Raw genomic sequence first — 20,017 nt, 5'->3', positions numbered from 1 at the left:
ATGCGTCAACACGCACCGGCGAAGCATTCGCCACGTTTGCAATTGCTGGTGGGCCTGGGTGTGCTGCTGTTGGCGCTGGGCCTGGGCCTGGGTGCCTACAGCATTCCGTCTCAGTCCGGGTATGCCGGGGTCGGCCCCAATTTTTTGCCCTGGGTGGTGACGCTGGCCTTGCTGTTGTGTGGTGTTCGCCTGGTTTACAAGGCTGGCCGGGGTGGTTTTCAGCACATGGATGACCACTCGGGGGACCACCCCGACTGGGTCGGTTTTGTCTGGCTGTCTGCAGGTTTGTTACTCAATGCTGCGCTGATCACCACCATCGGTTTTATTGCCAGTTGTGCCCTGTGTTTTGTGCTGGCTGCGCGTGGCATGCGCTTGGCGCAGGGCCAGCCGGTGGCCTGGCGGGTGTCTTTGTCCGTGGACGTGTTGCTTGGCCTGCTGATTGCTGCGCCTGTCTATTGGGCGTTTACCAAATTTCTGGGCATCAACCTGCCTGGTCTGACCCAAACAGGATGGTTGTGATGGATGTCTGGAACTTGTTGTTACAAGGTTTTGCCACGGCGGGCACGCCGGTAAACCTGTTGTGGGCGTTTGTGGGTTGTGCGCTGGGTACCGCTGTGGGTGTGTTGCCTGGCATCGGGCCGGCCACCGCCGTGGCCATGCTGCTGCCGATCACCACCCAGGTCGAGGCCACCGCCTCGATGATCTTTTTTGCCGGCATTTATTACGGCGCCATGTATGGTGGCTCCACCACCTCGATTTTGCTCAACACACCGGGTGAAACCGCCACCATGGTGACGGCCATGGAAGGCAACAAGATGGCCAAAAGTGGCCGCGCTGGTGCCGCGCTGGCCACGGCCGCGATTGGCTCTTTTGTCGCGGGATCGATTGCCACCGTGCTGGTGACACTGTTTGCGCCGGTGGTGGCCGAATTTGCGGTCAAGCTTGGACCGCCGGAATACTTCATGCTGATGGTGCTGGCTTTCACCACGGTGAGTGCGGTGCTGGGCAAGAGCACGGTGCGGGGTTTGACGGCGTTGTTTATTGGGTTGGCGCTGGGTCTGGTCGGGATGGACCAGATCACCGGCCAGGTGCGTTACACCGCCGGTGTGCCCGAGATGCTCGATGGGGTCGAGATTGTGTTGGTGGCCGTGGGGCTGTTTGCGGTGGCCGAGGCCATGCACGCGGTGATGTTTGAGGGCCGGGTGATCGACACCGAAAACCGCCTGACCCGTGTCAGCATGACGCTGAGCGACTGGAAACGATCGCTGCCAGCCTGGTTACGTGGCACCGCGATTGGTGCACCCTTTGGTTGTATTCCGGCGGGCGGCACCGAGATACCGTCCTTTTTGAGTTACGCGGCTGAGAAAAAACTGGCCAAAGGTGCCCACAAAAAGGAGTTCGGCACACGTGGTGCGATTGAAGGGGTGGCGGGGCCCGAGGCGGCCAACAATGCCACGGTGACGGCGGCGATGATCCCGCTGCTGACCTTGGGCATCCCCACCTCCAACACCACCGCGATTTTGCTGGGTGCGTTTCAGAACTATGGCATCCAGCCCGGCCCGCAGCTGTTCACCACTTCGGCCACGCTGGTCTGGGCGCTGATTGCCTCACTCTACATTGGCAACGTGATGTTGCTGGTGCTGAACCTGCCGCTGGTGGGCCTGTGGGTGAAACTGCTCAAGGTGCCCAAGCCGCAGCTGTATGCGGGCATCATGATTTTTGCCACCGTGGGGGTCTACGGCATGCGCCAAAGTGCCTTTGATCTGTTTTTGCTCTATGGCATTGGCCTTCTGGGGCTGGTCATGCGTCGTTTCAACTTCCCCACCGCACCGGTGTTGGTGGGCATGATCCTGGGGCCCTTGGCAGAAGCCCAGATGCGCAACGCGATCTCCATCGGTGAGGGCAGTGCAATGATCTTTCTTGAGCGCCCGATGTCACTGTCGATCCTGCTGGTGGTTGTGTTGATCCTGACAGTGCCACGGGTGCTCAAGTGGCACACCGAACGTTTGCGTTGACACCTCAACACAGCCAACGAAAAACGGCCCTCTCGGGGCCGTTTTTTTGATTCACGTGGTGGCCGCTGTTCGCCCACCCATTGCCACCTGACTTATTTTTTCTGGTAGCCGCGGCTGGACATCGGCACCAGGCCGAGCACAAAACCCATCGCAGCCAACGCGGCCACGTAATGTGCTGGCGCCAGCACATCCTTTTGCACCCACAGCGTGATGATGATCGGTGTCAGGCCGCCGAAAATCGCGTAGGACATGTTGTAGGCGAACGAGAGCCCGGAAAAACGCACCGCCGCCGGGAAAGCGCGCACACCCACAATCGGCACCATCGCAATTGAGCCGACGAACAGGCCCACCAAACCGTAGCTCCACACCAACGAGGAAGGTGTGCCCGGCAAGCCGGTGTAGAAGAGGTAAGAAGTGAGCACCAGTCCGCCGAAACCCAACAACATCACCGGCCGGGTGCCAAAACGATCATTGGCCCAGCCCGCCAACACACAACCCAGGGTCAACATCAGCGTGGCCACCGCATTGGCCTCCAACGCCAGTGTGGGTGCGATGCCGTGTACCTTTTGCAGATAACTCGGGGTCATCAGCACCACCACCACCACGGCAGCGGACAGCACCCAGGTCAGCAGGGCAACCAGCACACAGGCAGCGCGGTGTTCGCGCAGGATGGTCTTGAGCGGCAGCTCACGCGCCACCGTGCGGCGTTTGGCGAGTTCCTGGAACACCGGTGTTTCGTGCAAAAAACGGCGCAGGTAGACCGAGATCAGGCCAAACACACCGCCCAGGATGAAAGGAATACGCCAGGCGAAATCGCTGACGTCGGCCGGGCTGTAATGCCGGTTGATGGCCATCGCCACCAGCGAGCCCAGCAGGATGCCGCCGGTGATGCCAGCGGTGAGAGCCCCCACGCCGAAGCCGTAACGCTTGGCGGGTACGTGTTCGGCCACAAACACCCAGGCACCGGGCATTTCACCGCCAATGGCGGCACCTTGCAACACACGCATGGCGAGCAGCAGCAGCGGCGCCGCCACGCCAATGCTGGCGTAGGTGGGCAACAGGCCAATCACCAGCGTGGGCACGGCCATCATGAAAATGCTCAGCGTGAACATGCGCTTGCGGCCCAGGATGTCGCCAAAGTGCGCAATGATGATGCCACCCAGCGGGCGCGACAGGTAGCCCGCTGCGAAGATGCCAAAGGTCTGCAACTGGCGCAGCCAGTCTGGCATGTCCACCGGGAAAAACAGTTTGCCAAGCACGGTGGCGAAAAACACATAAATGACGAAGTCGTAGAACTCCAGCGTGCCGCCCAGGGCCGACAGGCCAAGGGTCTGCACGTCCTTGCGGGACAGGGAGGGAGAGGTTTCGGCAGACGCGCCGACGGGAAGCGGAAGTGAGCTGGACATGTGGACTCTTTGGGCAGTAGGAGACCGCTGCGCGAACGCAGGCGGAAGGACAGCGACAAAACGCACAGGCGCGTGTGGTGTACCTGTTTCCGGTCTGCGGCGGCCATTCAGCGAGCCCGGGATGCGGGCCGGTCAGGCGCCAGCGCAGGTAGGCGCAGGTGCGAGGAACGGATCAGAGGTGCACAGCCAGAACCGGTGATTCTAAGGGTTTACCCGTTGTGGCCTGGCTGGCGCTTGGGCCCCTGTGACGGCTTTGTAAGTAGCTAAAAAATAGATAGCTACTTAGCCATGTCCTATAAGGGCTGGAGGCTGATTTGTGCCCAACTTGAAGGCGCCAACAACCTGTTCCAGGTTTTCTGCCTGGTCTTGCAGGGACTGGGCCGCCGCTGCCGCTTGCTCCACCAGGGCGGCGTTTTGCTGCGTGACCTGGTTCATCTGGGCAATTGAGCTGCTGACCATTTCCAGGCCTTCCGACTGGCTGGCGCTGGCGCCAGCGATCTCGCCCATGATGTTGGTCACATGGCGGATGCTCTCGACAATCTCATTCATGGTGCTGCCTGCCTGTTGCACCAGGGTGCTGCCAGCATCCACCTTGTTGACCGAGTCACCGATCAGTGCCTTGATTTCATGCGCTGCATCGGCCGAGCGTTTGGCCAGGCTGCGCACCTCGGCCGCCACCACCGCAAAACCACGCCCTTGTTCACCGGCGCGGGCCGCTTCCACCGCCGCATTGAGCGCCAGGATATTGGTCTGGAAGGCGATGCCGTCGATCACCGAGATGATGTCGACAATGCGTTTGGACGAGCTGTTGATGGAGGCCATGGTGTTGATCACCCCGGCCACCACGCTGCCCCCCTTGACCGCCACTTCGGAGGCGGATTGTGCCAACTCGTTGGCGCGGCGGGCGTTCTCGGCGTTCTGGTTGACGGCGGTGGTCAGGTCACCCATCGAGGTGGTGGTTTTTTCCAGGGAGCTGGCCTGTTGTTCGGTGCGGTTGGAGAGGTCCAGGTTGCCGCTGGCGATGTCGCTGGAGGCGCTGTAAATGGTGTCGGTGCCACGGCGCACCTCCTGAACGATCTTCACCAGGCTGTCGTTCATGTCTTTCAAGGCCTGTTCCAGCTGGCCCATTTCGTTGCTGGTCTCGACCTCGATCTTTTGGGTCAGGTCACCTTGTGCAATACCGCGCGCCACTTGAACACAATACTCGAGCGGCTGGGTGACCACCTTGCGGATAAACGGGTAAATCAGCATCAACACCGGGATGCAGGTGATCAGTGCCGCCAGAATCGACTTGAGGCGCTGATCGGCCAGGCTGGCGTTGACCTTGTCGAGTGACACCTTCATGCTGACCACGCCCAGCACTGTGCCCTCGGGCGCGGCGTGGCAGGTGGTGCAGTCTTTGCCCAGGTAGTTTTTGGAGGACAGTGCCGGGCGCACCGCACGCAAATATTCGCCGGTGCTGTCCGATTGCACTTCTACCACCGCTTGGCCGGTGCTCAGCGCCTGTTGCTCCAGTGCGTCAGGCGTGGCGGACTCGGTGGCGGTGCCAGGGCCGTAAATCTTGGTCACAGCTTCGGCGCGCAACACCCGTACGTCACGGATGGCGCCGAGTTGTTTGATCTGGTCCAGAAACACATCGCGCTGTGCCACGGTGCCGGTGACCATCATGCCGGTCAGGCCGGCCATGGTGGCATCGTGCATGCTTTCAGAAAAGTCGGTGGCCTGGTCCAGCGCTGCCTGGCGTGTCACGTGGCCCTGCCAGATGATGACGCCGGTCCAGACGACCAACAGCGCAGCGCCGATGGTGGTCAGTAGCTGAATCCATATTTTGTATTTGACTGTTTGCACAGCGTCTCCTGGGTCTCTTTGGCAAGCAATATACCCTTGATCCCACCCGCTTCTCCGGGCAGGTGGCGCATTTGTTTGATGTGGGTCAAGATTGGACGGGCTTTGTCATCGCGCTGTGTGCCTCGTCCAAATTGCCCATTCATCCGGTGTTGTTACCACGGTCGTTCTGCCCACCCTAGAATCAAACCACGTTGGTAGAAAAATTGACCCCCTGTTGCGTCAGGTGTGTTGTGTGAGCCAACGGTCTCAGCCAGGCAGACTGTGATGACCACCACACGGCATCAGGCTGCTGCACCGGCCACACCTCCTTTTTGAAAGCCTCCTATGTTTGAATTTGCCGAAATCGGGCACCAGCTGTCAAAGTCCGTTTACCGCGCTGCCGTGCCAGGATTGCGAGCGGCCTTGCTGGATGCGCAGGTGAATCTGTTTGAGCAACGCAAAACGCCGGTGGTGGTGCTGATCAGCGGCCAGGACGGTGCCGGCAAGGGTGAAACCATCAACGTGCTCTATGAGTGGATGGACCCCCGTTTTATGTCCACGCTGGCGTTCTCAGAACCCAGTGATGAGGAGCGTGAGCGCCCACCGATGTGGCGTTATTGGCGCAGCCTGCCACCGAAGGGGCGCATTGGCATGTTTGCGGGCTCGTGGTATTCCGACCCGATCCGCGAACGCATCCAGGGCGAGATATCGATCAAGGAACTCGATGCACGGGCCGAGCAGATCAACCGCTTTGAGGAGATGCTGGTCAACGAGGGTGCGCTGGTGCTCAAGTTCTGGTTCCACCTGACCAAAGAGGGGCAAAAACAGCGCCTCAAAGCCTTGTCCAGCGATCCGCGCACCGCCTGGCGAGTCACCCCATGGAACTGGGACCGGCTGAAAACCTATGACCAGTTGCAGGAGGTGGCAGGCCATTTGCTGCGTGTCACCAACACGGCCGCAGCACCCTGGGTGGTGGTGGAGGGCACCGATGATCGGTATCGGTCCCTGACCGTGGGCCAGGTGTTGCTGTCTGCGATCCAGAAAAAGCTGGCCGAGACCGAGCCGCCGCGTGCCACGGTGGCGCCGATGGTTCGTATTGACTTGGATGGCCGCACTGTCCTGTCCGAGTTGGACCTGAGCCTGGCACTCGCTGACAAACCCTACAAAGACGAGTTGGCGCGCTGGCAGGGCAAGCTGTCTGAGCTGTTGCGTGATGCGCGTTTCAAAAACCGTTCTCTGGTGTGTGCGTTTGAGGGGGCTGACGCCGCAGGCAAAGGCGGGGCCATCCGCCGTATTGCGGCGGCGATGGACGCGCGCCAATACCAGGTGACGCCGGTGGCCGCACCCACCGATGAAGAAAAGGCGCAACCGCACCTGTGGCGCTTTTGGCGCAACCTGCCACGCCAGGGCCATGTCGCCATTTTTGACCGCACCTGGTATGGCCGGGTGCTGGTGGAGCGGGTGGAGGGCTTCTGCAGCGAGGCCGACTGGCTGCGCGCTTATGGTGAGATCAACGACTTTGAACACGAGCTGATCGACGCCGGTGTGATCGTGGTGAAGTTCTGGCTGCAAATCAGCCAGGCCGAGCAGCTCAAACGTTTCAAGGACCGCGAAAAAGTCGCCTTCAAACGTTTCAAGATCACCCAGGAAGACTGGCGCAACCGCGAAAAGTGGCACGACTACCAGCAAGCCATCTGTGACATGGTGGAGCGCACCAGCACCGGAGAGTCGCCCTGGACGCTGGTTGAGGCCAATGACAAGAACTACGCCCGGGTCAAGATTTTGCGCACTTTGTGCCAACGCCTGGAGGCGGCATTACAGCATCCTGCACATCCACAACGTGCCGCAGAGCAACAGTTTGTTACAAAGTCAAACAAATCGGCCAAAATAGCCAAGTCTGTGTCCGCCAAAAAGCCACCTGCACGCGAAAATTAAGAATCACACCCTCTCACCCATGAACGACCCGTCACCCAAAAAGCCGTCCAAGATCCTGATTGTGGAAGACGAGGCCATTGTGGCGCGTGACATCAGCCTGCAGGTACAGGCCATGGGTTATGTGGTGGTGGGCTCGACTGCGCTGGGTGAAGAGGCGATCACACTGGCTGACAGGTGGCGGCCTGACCTGGTGTTGATGGACATCCAGCTGGCCGGTGAGATGGACGGCATCACCACGGCACACACACTGCGCGAAGCGTATGCCATTCCCGTGGTTTTTCTGACTGCTTACGCGGCCGACGACATTCTGGAGCGGGCCAAACTCACCGAGCCGTTTGGCTACATCCTGAAGCCTTTTTCGGAGCGTGAACTCAACACCGTGCTGGCCATGGCGCTGTACAAACACCAGGCTGAAACCCGGCTGCTGACCACCACCCGACAGCTGCAAGCCCTGTCGCACCGGGTGCTGGAGGCGCAGGAGCAGGAACGCCGACGTGTGGCCATGGAGTTGCACGACGAGCTGGGCCAGTCACTCACCGCCATCAAGATCAACCTGCAACTCGGTGAACGCTTCAAGGACCAGGCGCCCCCCGACCTGTACCAGGAGAACATCCGCATTGTGGAAGACGCGCTGCAGCAGGTGCGTTCGCTGGCAACCGGTCTGCGACCGTCGATGCTCGATGACTTGGGGTTGGCACCCGCTTTGAAATGGATGGCCGAGCAAAGTGCCAGCCGCAGCGGCTTTGAGGTGCAGTTTCACCATGATCGCGCGCTGGAGCGCCTGGCGCCCGCGATCGAAACCGCCTGTTTTCGCATTGTTCAGGAGGCCTTGACCAACATCACCCGCCATGCCCAGGCCAGCAAGGTGCAGATCAATTTGTGTCACGAGGCCGGTGAGATGGTGCTGACCGTGACCGACGATGGGCTGGGCTTTGACACCGTGGCCATGCAGGAGCGTGCCACCACCGGCGCCAGCCTCGGTGTGCTGGGTATGCAGGAGCGGGCAACCCTGGTGGGGGGGCAGTTGGACATCCGTTCTTGGCCCGGCCAGGGCAGCACGGTGGCGCTGCGTTGCCCCTGGCGCAGCCAGGAGGAGCGTTTGTGAGCGCCACCCGCGTCCTGTTGGCCGATGACCACGCCCTGGTGCGGGCGGGCCTGAGCAAGTTGCTCGAAACCATGCCCGGCGTCACTGTGGTCGGTGAGGCCGGTGACGGCCTGGCCGTGCTGGCACTGGCGGAGGAACTCAAGCCCCATCTGGTGCTGATGGACATCGCCATGCCCGGTCTCAACGGACTGGAAGCCACCGCGCGCCTGGTCAAGTCCATGCCCGATATCCGGGTGATGATTTTGTCGATGCACCAGAGTGAGGAGTACGTGCGCCGCGCCCTGCGCCACGGTGCGGTGGCCTATTTGCTCAAAGACGCAGCGCCGATGGAGCTGGAGCTGGCCGTGACCGCTGTCTTGCGCGGTGAGACCTACCTGAGTCCGACGGTCTCCAAAGGGGTGCTGGCCGATTATGTGCACCGCTTGCGTGAAGACGACCAAACCGGCGAGCAGTTGTCGCCGCGTCAGCGCGAGGTGCTGCAACTGATTGCCGAGGGCTTGAGCACCAAGGAGATTGCGCGTCGGCTGGACCTGTCGATCAAAACCATCGAGACGCACCGCACCGGTCTGATGCGCCAGCTCGATGTGCACGAGGTCACCGGCCTGGTGCGTTACGCCCTGAAGCTGGGTTTGCTCACCATCTAAAAAAAATGCCTCTGGCCCTTATATATAAAGGGCATACAGCTATGAATTCAGGACTGACTGTTCGCCCAACAGTCCAACTGTTGTTCGTTTGACCGAGCTTCTTTGGCCGGCTCAGCCGGGTGGATCAGGTGTTTCATCTGACAGACTCAGGTGTTTGCCGGATGCCGCAGGTGGGCTTTTGCAAGTATCTTTGGGCATGCTCACATCCTCCGACTTTGCCCGACCCCTTGGTTCGTCCACACGGCGGATGGGGCCGGTGCGACTGCTGATTGTTGAAGATGAGGCCATCATCCGGCGTGACATCCGCCAGCAGCTGGAGATCCTGGGTTACCAGGTGGTGGGGGAGGCCGCCAGCGGCCTGGAGAGCCTGCAGCTGACCCAGCAATTACAGCCGGACCTGGTGCTGATGGACATCGGCCTGGGCGCCGGTATGGATGGCATCACCGCTGCCCAAACCATCCGTGACACCCATGCCTTGCCGGTGGTGTTTTTGAGTGCCTTCGCTGCCGACGACATCCTGGAGAGGGCCATGCTGGCCGAGCCCTATGGCTACATCCTCAAGCCCTTTACCGAGCGTGAGTTACACACCGTGCTGCAGATGGCGCTTTACAAACACCAGATGGACTTGCGCGAAAAAGACACGGCGCTGCGCAACCGGGTCATTCTGGACAATCTGGCCAGTGGGGTGTTGACCGTGGGGCCGTTGGGTATGGTGGCGTCCTGCAATCGGGGTGCCTGTGAAATTTTTGGTTACACGGCCGACGAGTTGGTGGGTCAGAACCTGGCCATGCTGATCCCCGAGAGTTGGCGTGACAGCCACAGCCAGTTCATGCAGCAAGATGCCTCAGAGGTGGTGAACCGGGTGATCTGCCATGAGCGTGAGGTCGACGGCCTGCGCAAGGATGGCCGCAGCTTCCCGCTGCAGATCACGGTGTCGCGCATTGTTGTGGCAGACCAGTTGTCTTACGTCGTGATCGTGTCGGACATGAGCACACATCGCCAGGCAGAACAAACTATCCAGACCCTGGCTTTTTATGACGAGCTCACCGGCCTGCCCAACCGCAGGCGTTTGCTGGACCGTCTGCAGCAGGCGGTTGTCTCGGCCGCGCGCTCCGGACAACGTGGTGCCCTGATCCTGCTCGATCTGGACCATTTCCGGCGGGTCAACGACACACTGGGCCCCGCGTTTGGTGATGAACTGCTGCGTCAGGTGGGTTCGCGGCTGCTGGTCTGTGTGCGCGAAGAGGACACCGTGGCACACCTGGGCGGTGACGAGTTCATGGTTTTGCTCGAAGACCTGGGTGTGATTGGCCAGCCTGCAGCCATCCATGCCGAGGCTGTGGCGCAAAAGATCCTGCACGCGCTGAACCAGCCCTATGCCTTGCTGAGTCGCCCCTACCTCAGCTCGGCCAGTTTGGGCATTGTGATGTTTGACAAACACGCCGGTGGTTTTGATGAGCTGCTCAAAATGGCCGATGCCGCCATGTACCAGGCGAAATCGGCCGGGCGCAAAACCGTGCGGTTTTTTGACCCGGACATGCAGGCCTTGGCGGTAGCCCGCATGGCGTTGGAGAAAGACATCCAGCGCGGCTTGGGACAGCAGGAATTTGTGCTGCACTACCAGCTGCAGGTGGATGCACGCGGCACACCCCGGGGTGTGGAGGCGCTGGTGCGTTGGCAACACCCTGTCTGCGGCTTGATGATGCCCGGTCAGTTTATTGAGGTGGCAGAAGACACTGGCCTGATCCTGCCGCTGGGCGATTGGGTGTTGGATGCAGCCTGCCAGCAACTCAAGTTGTGGGCTGCGCAGCCACGCACTGCAAACTGGACGATGGCGGTCAATGTCAGCGCCCTGCAGTTTGCGCAGGCTGATTTTGTCCAGACCGTGGCGCAGGCGGTGGCACGCAATGGCATCGATGCAGGCCGGCTCAAACTGGAACTCACCGAGAGCATGCTGATCGACGACCTGCCCCAAGTGATCGACAAAATGCGCCGCATCCAGGACCTGGGGGTGAGTTTCTCGCTGGACGACTTTGGCACCGGCTATTCCTCACTCACCCACTTGAAACGCCTGCCGATGAACCAGCTCAAGATCGACCAGTCTTTTGTGCGTGATTTGCTGGCGGACCCGGATGACGCGATGATCTGCCAGACCATCGTGGCACTGGGCCACAACCTGGGCATGCAGGTGATTGCCGAGGGGGTGGAGACACCGGGCCAGCTTGATTTCCTGGCAGGCATCGGCTGTGACGCTTTCCAGGGCTATCTGTTTGGCCGACCGATGCCGCCCGAGGCCCTGCTAGTTCTTGAAGATTCCATGAGAAATGAGCCTCAAGCCCTTATGGAATAAGGGCTGATAGCTATTGTTTGATGAGTCATTTGAGACATTTTCTGTTGGTCTTGATGTGTGCCTGGCTGGGGTTTGCCCATGCCCAGGCGGCGTCTGCGCTGGCCCCCGAGTCGATCACCGTGGTGGTCAACGACGACTATCCACCTTACCTCTTTCGTGACGCCAAGGGCGAACTGCAAGGCATTTTGAAAGACCGCTGGGCGCTGTGGCAGGCGCGCACCGGCATCGTGGTCAAACTTCAGGCCAACCACTGGGCGCAGGCCCAGCGCATCATGGAGGCGGACTTGGCCGATGTGATCGACACACCGTTCAAAACGGCTGAGCGCGAGAAGCTGTATGACTTTGGCAAACCCTATGCACGGGTCAAAGTGGCCTTGTTTTTTCACCACAGCATCAGCGGTTTGGTGGATGTCAGCTCGGCACGTGGGTTCACGGTAGGAGCCATGGACGGTGGTGCCTGTTTCGACCTGTTGCAGTCCAACGGGGTCGACTCGGTCAAGCGGTACCCCAGCTATTCAGACCTGGTCACAGCGGCCGAGGCTGGCGAGGTGCGGGTCTTTTGTATGGACATGCCCGCTGCTGCGTATCTGTTGAACCACCGGAATCTGGCCGACAGTTTCCGCTTTTCCCAGCCGATAGCAGAGGGGGAGTTGCACTGGGCCGTCCACCGGGGGAATACCGCTTTGCTGGCCCAGGTCCAGGCTGGATTTGATCGCATCAGCGAGGAGGAGTTGCACCAGATTGATCGCAAATGGTTGGGTGCCAGCGTGGCTGATGTGCTGGTATCCCCGTATGCACGTTACGCCGCACATGCCGCGTTGGTGGTGGGTGTGTTCACGCTGCTGCTGGTGGCGTGGAATGTGACATTGCGTCAGAAGGTGCGGGCAAAAACCCGCTCGCTGTGGGAGTCGGTTGTTACTCTGGACCAGACCCGGCTGAGCCTGGAGCGCGCATTGGCAGAGCAAAAAGCCATGCTCGACAATGAGATGGTGGGTATTGCCAAGGTGCACAACAGGGTGTTGGTCTGGGTCAATCCGGCCATTGAACGCATGCTGGGTTATGGGGCGGGTGAGATGGCGGGTACAAACATGCGCCGTTATTACGCCAGCGAGCAGGACTACCAACGATTTGGTGAAGAGGCCTACGGCATCTTGAAGGCTGGCAACATCTATCGCACGCAGACGCTGTTTGTCCGCCGCGACGGATCCAGCATGTGGGTTGAGTTGAGTGGTTCCCTGCTCGCCAACACAGATGGCACCTCCCTCTGGATCGCTCTGGACATCACCGGGCAGCGCCAGGCCAGTGGCGCCCGCGACGACGCTTTGCGCCGTTTGCAAAAACTGGCCAACAGTGTGCCGGGCATGGTCTACCAGTTTGTTCAGCGACCCGATGGCAGCGCCACCGTGCCTTTTGTCAGCGACGCCATCACCGACATTTACCGGGTGAGTCCACAAGAAGCCCAGGCCGACGCTTCTGTGCTTTTTGCCAGACACCATCCAGCGGATCAGCAACACGTCATTGACTCCATTCAGCAATCGGCCCTGCACCTGAAGCCCTGGCAGCAGGAGTACCGCGTCAAGTTCGACGACGGCACGGTGCGCTGGTTATTTGGTGACTCCTTGCCTGAGCGGCTGGCGGATGGCTCGACCCAGTGGCATGGGTTCATCACCGACATCACCGATCGCAAAGCGGCCGATGACCGGCTGCGCCAGCTGTCGCGCTCGGTGGAGCAGGCGCCGGTGTCGATTGTGATCACCGATCTGAGTGCCAACATTCTCTACGTCAACCCCACTTTCAGTCGTCTGACGGGTTACAGCCTGGAGGAAGTGCTTGGCAAGAACCAGCGCATCTTGCATTCCGGGCACACACCACCCGAGGTGTTTGTGGCCTTGTGGGACACCCTGTGTCGGGGCGGTGTGTGGCAGGGTGAACTTCATAACCGTACAAAAAGTGGTGAGCTGCTTATTGAACACGCGGTGATCGCCCCGGTCCTGGATGCCCAGGGGCAGACCAGCCATTACGTGGCCATCAAGGACAACATCACCCAGCGCAAACAGGCGGATCTGGCGCTACAAGCCTCGCTCAAAGACAAGGTGGCCTTGTTGCACGAGGTGCATCACCGGGTCAAGAACAACTTGCAGATCATCACCAGCCTGCTGCGCTTGGAGGCGGGTCGCAGCGATGAACCCCACACCCGGGCTGTGCTCAAGGACATGCAGGGCCGCATCTACAGCATGGCCTTGTTGCACGAGAGCCTGTACCGGTCTGGTACCTTTGCCTCAGTTGAGCTGGGCGCCTACCTGCGGCAGCTGGCTACGCAGGCGTTTCGGAGTCAGGCCGGGGTGGTCGGTGATGTCCGGCTGGTGTTGGCGTTGGCCGAGGTGCATGTTGGCATGGACCAGGCCACTCCTTGTGGCCTGCTGGTCAACGAGTTGTTGTCGAACTGCCTCAAACATGCTTTTGTGCACGGCCAGACCGGGCAGGTGACGGTGAGCCTGCAGCCTGCGGATCGTGCGGGCTGGTGGTGTTTGTCGGTGTCTGACACCGGGGTTGGGCTATCGCCAGACTTTGAGGCGCGCCGTGCTTTGTCACTGGGCCTGCAGCTGGTGTCTGACCTGGCCCGCCAGCTCGGTGGCCAGCTTACGATTGACTCCGGGCCTGGTGCCGCATTTTCTGTGGTGTTTTTCGTTCAGGTGTTTTCCCCGCCAGACTAGGGTGTTGTACTGATACCGCCTGGTTGCGGCTGTCTCTACATTACTGCTCATGTTGAATCATCTGGCTATGACACTGGCACCAGCGCTTTACAGCATGCGGGTGCCTGTTGCCTACCTGCAGCGGAGCCTTTTATGACGTTGCAGATTTTGTTGGTAGACGATAACTTGACTTTTTTGGCATCGGTCAAAAAATCACTCAAACTTGTACCCAATACCAGCGTTCTGGCTGAGGCGCATGACGGTGTTCAAGCGCTGGCGCTGGCACAGCAGCTGCAACCGGATCTGGTGCTGCTTGACATCGTGATGCCAGGCCTGAGTGGGCTGGAGGTGGCCAAAGCCATGCAAGCGTGGCCGCGTGCGCCGCAGGTGTTGTTTTTGTCGATGCATGACAACGAGTCTTACCGCCTTGCGGCCGAATCCCTGGGCAGCCTGGGGTTGGTGAGCAAGTCTAATTTTGTGAACGAGCTGCTGCCTATCCTTGCGGGCCTGGCAGCCTCGCCAAAGGGGGGAACTTCATGACACGTTTGCCAACTCAAGGTGCACACAAGTATCTTCCGCTGGTCTGGGGTGGGTTGGCTGTGCTGGCGCTGTTGTGGGTTGGCCAAGCCAGCCTGTTGTCCGTAGCGCTGGCCGGTTTGCTGTTGGCCGGTGGTGGCCTCATCACTTGGCTGTTGGTGCAAAAGGAGGCGGCCCTGCATCAGGCGGTTGCCGACTATCTGGTCGGACAGACCGCCTACAGCGCGGATGTGGTGCCGGTCTGGAACGGCCACATTGAGTCATCTCGCGCACAAATGGAGGTGGCCGTTAATGCCTTGTCTGAACGCTTTGGTGGCATTGTTGACAAGCTCGATGTGGCTTTGCGCACGGCGACGCAAGAAACCGATGGCATGGAAGGTGGGGGGGGCCTGCTCGCCCTGTTTGCCAAAGCCCAGCAGGACCTGAGTGCCTTGATTGAGGTGCAGAAAGCTTCCATGGGCAACATGGAGCAGATGTTGGACAAGGTGCAGCAACTGGACCGTTTTGTGGTCGAAATGCAAGACATGGCGGCCGATGTGGCCCGTATTGCCCAGCAAACCAATCTGCTGGCGCTCAACGCCGCGATTGAGGCTGCCCGGGCCGGTGACCTGGGGCGTGGTTTTGCGGTGGTGGCCAAAGAGTTTCGCATGTTGTCCAACCAGTCGGGCGAGACCGGGCGCAAAATTGCAGAGAAAGTCAAAGTGATCAGTACCGCGATTGTGGACACCTGCAGCACCGTGCGTGAGTCGGTGGTGGCAGAAGACGGCTCGCTCGAATCGGCCCACGCCACCATTGACCGCGTGATCACCGACTTCAAAGGCATCACCGAGGCATTTCAGAGGTCCCGTGATGTGTTGCAAGGTGAGAGTCTGAGCATCCAGTCCGAGGTGAACGAGGCCTTGGTGCAGCTGCAGTTTCAGGATCGGGTGAGCCAGATCCTGACTCAGGTCATCAAAAACATTGAACGCCTGCCGGCGGTGTTGCAAGAAACCCAGTTGGCGTATGCCCAGACCGGTGTGTTGACCGCCCACAACGCGCAGGACACCTTGGTCGAGATGAAAAAGACCTATGTGATGGCGGATCAACACGTCATCCATGCCGGGGGCAAGGTGGTTCAGAGCAACGCCACCGACATCAGTTTTTTCTAGAGGAAATACCATGGCCAAGACCATCATGATTGTTGACGACTCCGCCTCCATGCGACGGGTGGTCAGTATTGCGCTCAAGGGCGCGGGTTACGACGTGCTCGAAGGGGCAGACGGCCGGGATGCCCTGGCCAAACTGACCGGGCAAAAGGTGCACCTGATCATCAGCGATGTGAACATGCCCAACATGGACGGCATCACTTTCCTGAAGTCGGTCAAGCAAATGCCCGCTTACAAGTTCACCCCGGTGATCATGTTGACCACCGAGTCAGACGAGTCCAAAAAACGCGAAGGCCAGTCAGCCGGTGCCCGAGCTTGGGTGGTCAAGCCGTTTCAGCCAGAGCGGCTGGTCGATGCCGTACAAAGGTTGTGCCTGCCATGAGTGCGCCCACCGTCCTGAAGATGGAGGGTGAGCTCACCATCTTCCGCGCTGCGGAGCTCAAGCCCGTGCTGCTGGACGCAGTGGCTGTCACCGAGATTGATCTCTCCGCTGTGACCGAGTTGGACACCGCCGGTTTGCAGTTGCTGATGTTGGCCAAAAAGGCCGCACTGGCGCAAGGACGTGAGCTGAACTTGACCGGCCACAGTCCGGCGGTGCTGGATGTGATTGAGTTGCTCAATGTGGCAGCCTATTTTGATGACCATATGGTGACGAATTTGCCTGCCTCTGCGGTTGGCACAAGGAGCTGACATGGACATGGATGACGCACTGGAGCTGTTCATTGTCGAAAGCCGTGAGCTGCTGGAAGACATGGAGGCCGCCTTGCTGGCGATTGAGGGTGCCGACGACAAGACCGAGATGGTCAACGCCATCTTCCGCGCCGCACACACCATCAAAGGCTCCAGCGGGTTATTCAGCCTGGACCAGGTGGTGGCATTCACCCATGTGGTGGAGAGTGTGCTGGACAAGGTGCGCGCGGGCAAGATGGTTTTGTCCGACAAACTGGTGGTGCTGTTGCTGGCTTGCTGTGACCACATTGGTGCCTTGATGGACGGTTTGGCCGCCGGGCAGCTGGTGGCGGGTCCTGAGTTGTTGGCGCAGGGTGAACCTCTGGTGTTGCAGCTTCGCGCCCATTTGGGGCTTGGCCAGTCAGAAAGTTCTGCAGAAGGACTCAAGCGCCAGGGGCCTGCCGCAGCCACCGAGCCCTTGCAGCACCCCAGGGGGGACATGGCCGACGCCGACCACTGGCATATCTCTCTGCGCTTCGGGCCGGATGTGTTGCGTAATGGCATGGACCCTCTGTCGTTCATTCGTTATCTGAATACCATGGGCCAGGTGCTGGCGGTGGAGACCCTGAATGACGCCCTGCCGGACGCCGATCAGTTTGACCCCGAATTGTGTTACCTGGGGTTTGAGCTGGCCTTCCAGTCCGAGGTGGACAAGGCAGCCATTGAACGGGTGTTTGAATTTGTGCGTGACGACTGCCGCTTGGTGATCCTGCCGCCACACAGCCACATCTCCGAGTACGTCAATCTGATCAACCAGCAGGAGGGCGAGGTCGCCCGGCTGGGTGAGATGCTGATGCGCTGCGGCACACTCACTGCACAAGAGTTGGACATGGCACTCGACACCCAGGTGGATGTGCCCGGCAAGCCGATTGGCAGCATTCTGGTCGAACAGGGTTCGATACAAGCCGAGGTGCTGGATGCTGCCTTGAGCAAGCAAAAACAAGTCAAAGACACGGGCGGCTCCGAGAGCCGCTCCATCCGTATTGATGCCGACAAGCTTGACAAGTTGATCAACCTGGTGGGTGAGTTGATCATCGCTGGTGCCAGCGTCAACACGATTGCACACCGCTCCCGGGTGATCGAGCTCACTGAGGCTACCTCGAAGTTGGCCACGCTGGTCGAAGAGGTGCGCGACAGTGCCCTGCAGTTGCGCATGGTGCGTATTGGTGCCACCTTCAACCGCTTCCAGCGGGTGGTGCACGATGTGTCACGCGAGCTTGGTAAAGACATTGCCCTGGTGATTGCCGGCGAAGACACCGAGCTTGACAAAACCGTGGTCGAGAAAATTGGTGACCCGCTGATGCACCTGGTACGCAACTCTATGGACCACGGTATTGAGGCTGCCGAGCTGCGAGCTGCCGCAGGCAAACCGGCACAAGGCATTCTGAAGCTCAACGCCTACCACGACTCGGGCGCCATCGTCATCAGTGTTGAAGATGACGGTGGTGGTTTAAAGCGCGACAAAATTCTGGCCAAAGCCATCGAGCGCGGTTTGGTGGATGTGAACCACCACCTCAGCGACGAAGAGGTGTTTGGGCTGATTTTCGAGCCTGGTTTTTCTACCGCCGACAAAGTGACCAACCTCTCGGGTCGCGGTGTGGGGCTGGATGTGGTCAAGCGCAACATCACGGCGCTGCGCGGCACCGTGGGCATCAGCAGCACCGAGGGTGTGGGCACCACAGTCACGGTACGCCTGCCGCTGACCTTGGCGATCATCGATGGTTTCCTGGTGGGTGTGGACAAGACGGTGTATGCGATTCCGCTGGACATGATCGAAGAGTGTGTGGCCTACAGCGCCGAACCAGGCCATGACTACACCAACCTGCGCGGCGAGGTTTTGCCCTTCATTCGCATCCGTGAGCTGTTCTCGGTGCCGGGCACACCCGCCAAGGGTGAAAACATTGTGGTGCTCAAGTTTGCCGGGCAAAAGGCCGGGCTGGTGGTGGACACCTTGCTCGGTGAATTCCAGACGGTGATCAAACCACTGGGGCAAATGTTTGCCCAAAGTCGTTGTATCAGTGGCTCCACCATTTTGGGCAGTGGGGAAGTGGCCTTGATTCTGGACGTGCCATCGCTGGTGCGTCAGGCCATTGACAAGAATGGTCAGGCCTCGCCTGAACGTGTTGTTGGTGGGTGAGTCGGCTTTTTTGTCCGTTCAGTTTTTCAAGGGAGTTTGAGATGTTTGCAAACATGAAAATTGGTCTGCGTTTGGCGCTGGGTTTTGTGGTGGTGCTGGTCTTGATGGCCACCATCGCTTTTGTGGGTGTCGGCGGCATGTCCAATGTGCAGCAGCGGCTCGATGACATTGTCAACATCAACATGGCCAAGACCGAATACAGCAATGTGGTGGCCAACTCGATCCATGTGGTGACCCGAACCACGCGCACCATCATCTTGCTGGAGGACCCGACCGCCATGGCTGCCGAGATGAAACAAATCGAGGTCGCCCGAACCAAGTATGGTGCAGCGCTGGTGGCCACCGAGAAACTGCCGGTCACTGAGAAAGGCAAAGCCCTGCGTGCCAGCATGAAGGCTGCCGCCGATGTGGCCCGCCCCTTGACCAACAAGGTGCTTGAGCTGGCCATGGCCGGGCACCGTGACGAGGCTGTGAAACTGTTGGTCACCCAGGCCGCACCGGCTGCACAGAAATGGCAAGACCTGATTCAGGAAGACGTCGATCTGCAGAATGAAGAGAGTCGGGCAGCGTTTGACCAAGCCCACCAAGACTATCAGACAGCCTTCAAGACCATGCTGATACTGGCCGCCGTGGCCATTGTGCTGGGGGCTTTGATCGCCTGGGTGCTGACCCGCTCCATCACACGGCCTGTGAACCAAGCCCTGTCGGTAGCCAATAGCTTGGCAGACGGTGACTTGTCGGTGCGCATCAACAATCCGACCCAGGACGAAACCGGCCAGATGTTGCAGGCCATGGGCAACATGGTCAGCAAACTGACGCAGGTGATTGATGGCCAGAACAAGCTGGTGGAGGCCGCCAACCATGGCAATTTTGAGTCGCGTATTGATCTGAATGGCTTGCAGGGCTTCCAGAAAAAAATGGGCGAAGACCTCAATAAATTGGTCACAGTCACAGGTGACAGCATCAACGATGTGGTACGGGTCATGGGGGCTTTGTCGGAAGGTGACTTGACGCAAAAAATCGACAAACCGTATGAAGGCTCATTTGGTGTGCTCAAGGATTACACCAACAACACCTCGGCCAAACTGGCGCAAGTGGTGACGGATGTGAACAACGGTGCCCAAGCCTTGGCCAGCGCCGCAGAAGAGGTTAGCGCTACCGCGCAAAGCCTGAGCCAAGCCGCCAGCGAACAAGCTGCAGGTGTCGAGGAAACCAGCGCCAGCATTGAGCAGATGACCGCCAGCATCGCGCAAAACACCGAAAACGCCAAGGTCACCGACGTCATGGCCAGCAAAGCCGCCAAAGACGCTTCTGATGGTGGTGAAGCCGTCAACGCCACCGTTGACGCCATGAAACAGATCGCCAAGAAGATCGGCATCATCGACGACATTGCCGCGCAAACCAACCTGCTGGCTTTGAATGCGGCGATTGAGGCCGCCCGTGCCGGTGAACACGGCAAAGGTTTTGCGGTGGTGGCAGCTGAGGTGCGCAAAC

15 protein-coding genes are annotated in these 20,017 nt (G+C 59.7%); 13 read left to right on the top strand and 2 right to left on the bottom strand.

Features of this window, described 5'->3' with window-relative positions; genetic code table 11:
* Complete coding sequence (locus FDG13_RS07905) at nt 1-519, top strand: tripartite tricarboxylate transporter TctB family protein (protein WP_180126492.1); 519 nt, start codon at nt 1-3, stop codon at nt 517-519.
* Nucleotides 519-2,015: a tripartite tricarboxylate transporter permease gene (locus FDG13_RS07900; protein ID WP_180126490.1), complete on the top strand. Its 1,497-nt coding sequence runs from the start codon at nt 519-521 to the stop codon at nt 2,013-2,015. The genes FDG13_RS07905 and FDG13_RS07900 overlap by 1 nt, the downstream gene beginning before the upstream one ends.
* A gap of 92 nt (nt 2,016-2,107) precedes the next feature.
* Here the strand turns inward: FDG13_RS07900 and FDG13_RS07895 are convergent, their stop codons facing one another.
* The gene (locus FDG13_RS07895) at nt 2,108-3,421 is read right to left on the bottom strand and encodes an MFS transporter (protein ID WP_180126488.1); all 1,314 of its coding nucleotides are present in this window, start codon (nt 3,419-3,421) and stop codon (nt 2,108-2,110) included.
* 282 nt (nt 3,422-3,703) lie between these two features.
* The gene (locus FDG13_RS07890; protein WP_370528188.1) at nt 3,704-5,269 is read right to left on the bottom strand and encodes a methyl-accepting chemotaxis protein; all 1,566 of its coding nucleotides are present in this window, start codon (nt 5,267-5,269) and stop codon (nt 3,704-3,706) included.
* A gap of 324 nt (nt 5,270-5,593) precedes the next feature.
* Between FDG13_RS07890 and pap the strand changes: the two genes are divergently transcribed.
* The 11 genes from pap to FDG13_RS07835 all read left to right on the top strand — a co-directional run.
* Nucleotides 5,594-7,183, top strand: a complete 1,590-nt coding sequence (gene pap, locus FDG13_RS07885) for a polyphosphate:AMP phosphotransferase (RefSeq protein WP_180126486.1) — start codon at nt 5,594-5,596, stop codon at nt 7,181-7,183.
* Nucleotides 7,184-7,202: 19 nt separating this feature from the next.
* Nucleotides 7,203-8,288 (top strand): response regulator, encoded by a 1,086-nt coding sequence (locus FDG13_RS07880; protein WP_180126483.1) that lies wholly within the window; start codon nt 7,203-7,205, stop codon nt 8,286-8,288.
* Nucleotides 8,285-8,932 carry a response regulator transcription factor gene (locus tag FDG13_RS07875; protein WP_180126481.1) on the top strand — a complete coding sequence of 216 codons (648 nt, stop codon included), beginning with the start codon at nt 8,285-8,287 and terminating at the stop codon, nt 8,930-8,932. The genes FDG13_RS07880 and FDG13_RS07875 overlap by 4 nt, the downstream gene beginning before the upstream one ends.
* A gap of 196 nt (nt 8,933-9,128) precedes the next feature.
* Nucleotides 9,129-11,282: a bifunctional diguanylate cyclase/phosphodiesterase gene (locus tag FDG13_RS07870; RefSeq protein WP_255435161.1), complete on the top strand. Its 2,154-nt coding sequence runs from the start codon at nt 9,129-9,131 to the stop codon at nt 11,280-11,282.
* A gap of 20 nt (nt 11,283-11,302) precedes the next feature.
* Nucleotides 11,303-13,996: a PAS domain S-box protein gene (locus FDG13_RS07865; RefSeq protein ID WP_180126479.1), complete on the top strand. Its 2,694-nt coding sequence runs from the start codon at nt 11,303-11,305 to the stop codon at nt 13,994-13,996.
* A gap of 132 nt (nt 13,997-14,128) precedes the next feature.
* On the top strand, nt 14,129-14,515 hold the full coding sequence (locus tag FDG13_RS07860) for a response regulator transcription factor (protein ID WP_180126477.1): 387 nt from the start codon (nt 14,129-14,131) through the stop codon (nt 14,513-14,515).
* A complete protein-coding gene (locus tag FDG13_RS21295) occupies nt 14,512-15,660 on the top strand; it encodes a methyl-accepting chemotaxis protein (RefSeq protein WP_180126475.1) in 1,149 nt (382 codons plus the stop codon). Before FDG13_RS07860 ends, FDG13_RS21295 begins: the two co-directional genes overlap by 4 nt.
* Before the next feature lie 10 nt (nt 15,661-15,670).
* Nucleotides 15,671-16,039, top strand: coding sequence for a response regulator (locus tag FDG13_RS07850; RefSeq protein ID WP_078363460.1), 369 nt, complete (start codon nt 15,671-15,673; stop codon nt 16,037-16,039).
* Complete coding sequence (locus FDG13_RS07845) at nt 16,036-16,347, top strand: lipid asymmetry maintenance protein MlaB (RefSeq protein WP_180126473.1); 312 nt, start codon at nt 16,036-16,038, stop codon at nt 16,345-16,347. Before FDG13_RS07850 ends, FDG13_RS07845 begins: the two co-directional genes overlap by 4 nt.
* Nucleotide 16,348: 1 nt before the next feature.
* Nucleotides 16,349-18,523, top strand: coding sequence for a chemotaxis protein CheA (locus FDG13_RS07840; protein ID WP_180126470.1), 2,175 nt, complete (start codon nt 16,349-16,351; stop codon nt 18,521-18,523).
* A 41-nt stretch (nt 18,524-18,564) separates the two neighbouring features.
* Nucleotides 18,565-20,017, top strand: a 1,453-nt coding sequence (locus FDG13_RS07835) for a methyl-accepting chemotaxis protein (protein WP_180126468.1), incomplete at its 3' end; no start/stop codon positions are given.

The sequence above is a fragment of the Rhodoferax sp. BLA1 genome (genome assembly GCF_013416775.1).
Classification (GTDB): Bacteria; Pseudomonadota; Gammaproteobacteria; order Burkholderiales; family Burkholderiaceae_C; genus Rhodoferax.
This window is presented reverse-complemented; position numbering and strand designations above follow the sequence as displayed.

Bases quoted from the DNA above. Each gene is read 5' to 3' on its own strand.
- FDG13_RS07905 (WP_180126492.1), top strand. From the start codon at position 1: ATGCGTCAACACGCACCGGCGAAGCATTCGCCACGTTTGCAATTGCTG.
- FDG13_RS07900 (WP_180126490.1), top strand. From the start codon at position 519: ATGGATGTCTGGAACTTGTTGTTACAAGGTTTTGCCACGGCGGGCACG.
- FDG13_RS07895 (WP_180126488.1), bottom strand. From the start codon at position 3,421: ATGTCCAGCTCACTTCCGCTTCCCGTCGGCGCGTCTGCCGAAACCTCT.
- pap (WP_180126486.1), top strand. From the start codon at position 5,594: ATGTTTGAATTTGCCGAAATCGGGCACCAGCTGTCAAAGTCCGTTTAC.
- FDG13_RS07880 (WP_180126483.1), top strand. From the start codon at position 7,203: ATGAACGACCCGTCACCCAAAAAGCCGTCCAAGATCCTGATTGTGGAA.
- FDG13_RS07870 (WP_255435161.1), top strand. From the start codon at position 9,129: ATGCTCACATCCTCCGACTTTGCCCGACCCCTTGGTTCGTCCACACGG.
- FDG13_RS07865 (WP_180126479.1), top strand. From the start codon at position 11,303: ATGAGTCATTTGAGACATTTTCTGTTGGTCTTGATGTGTGCCTGGCTG.
- FDG13_RS07860 (WP_180126477.1), top strand. From the start codon at position 14,129: ATGACGTTGCAGATTTTGTTGGTAGACGATAACTTGACTTTTTTGGCA.
- FDG13_RS21295 (WP_180126475.1), top strand. From the start codon at position 14,512: ATGACACGTTTGCCAACTCAAGGTGCACACAAGTATCTTCCGCTGGTC.
- FDG13_RS07850 (WP_078363460.1), top strand. From the start codon at position 15,671: ATGGCCAAGACCATCATGATTGTTGACGACTCCGCCTCCATGCGACGG.
- FDG13_RS07845 (WP_180126473.1), top strand. From the start codon at position 16,036: ATGAGTGCGCCCACCGTCCTGAAGATGGAGGGTGAGCTCACCATCTTC.
- FDG13_RS07840 (WP_180126470.1), top strand. From the start codon at position 16,349: ATGGACATGGATGACGCACTGGAGCTGTTCATTGTCGAAAGCCGTGAG.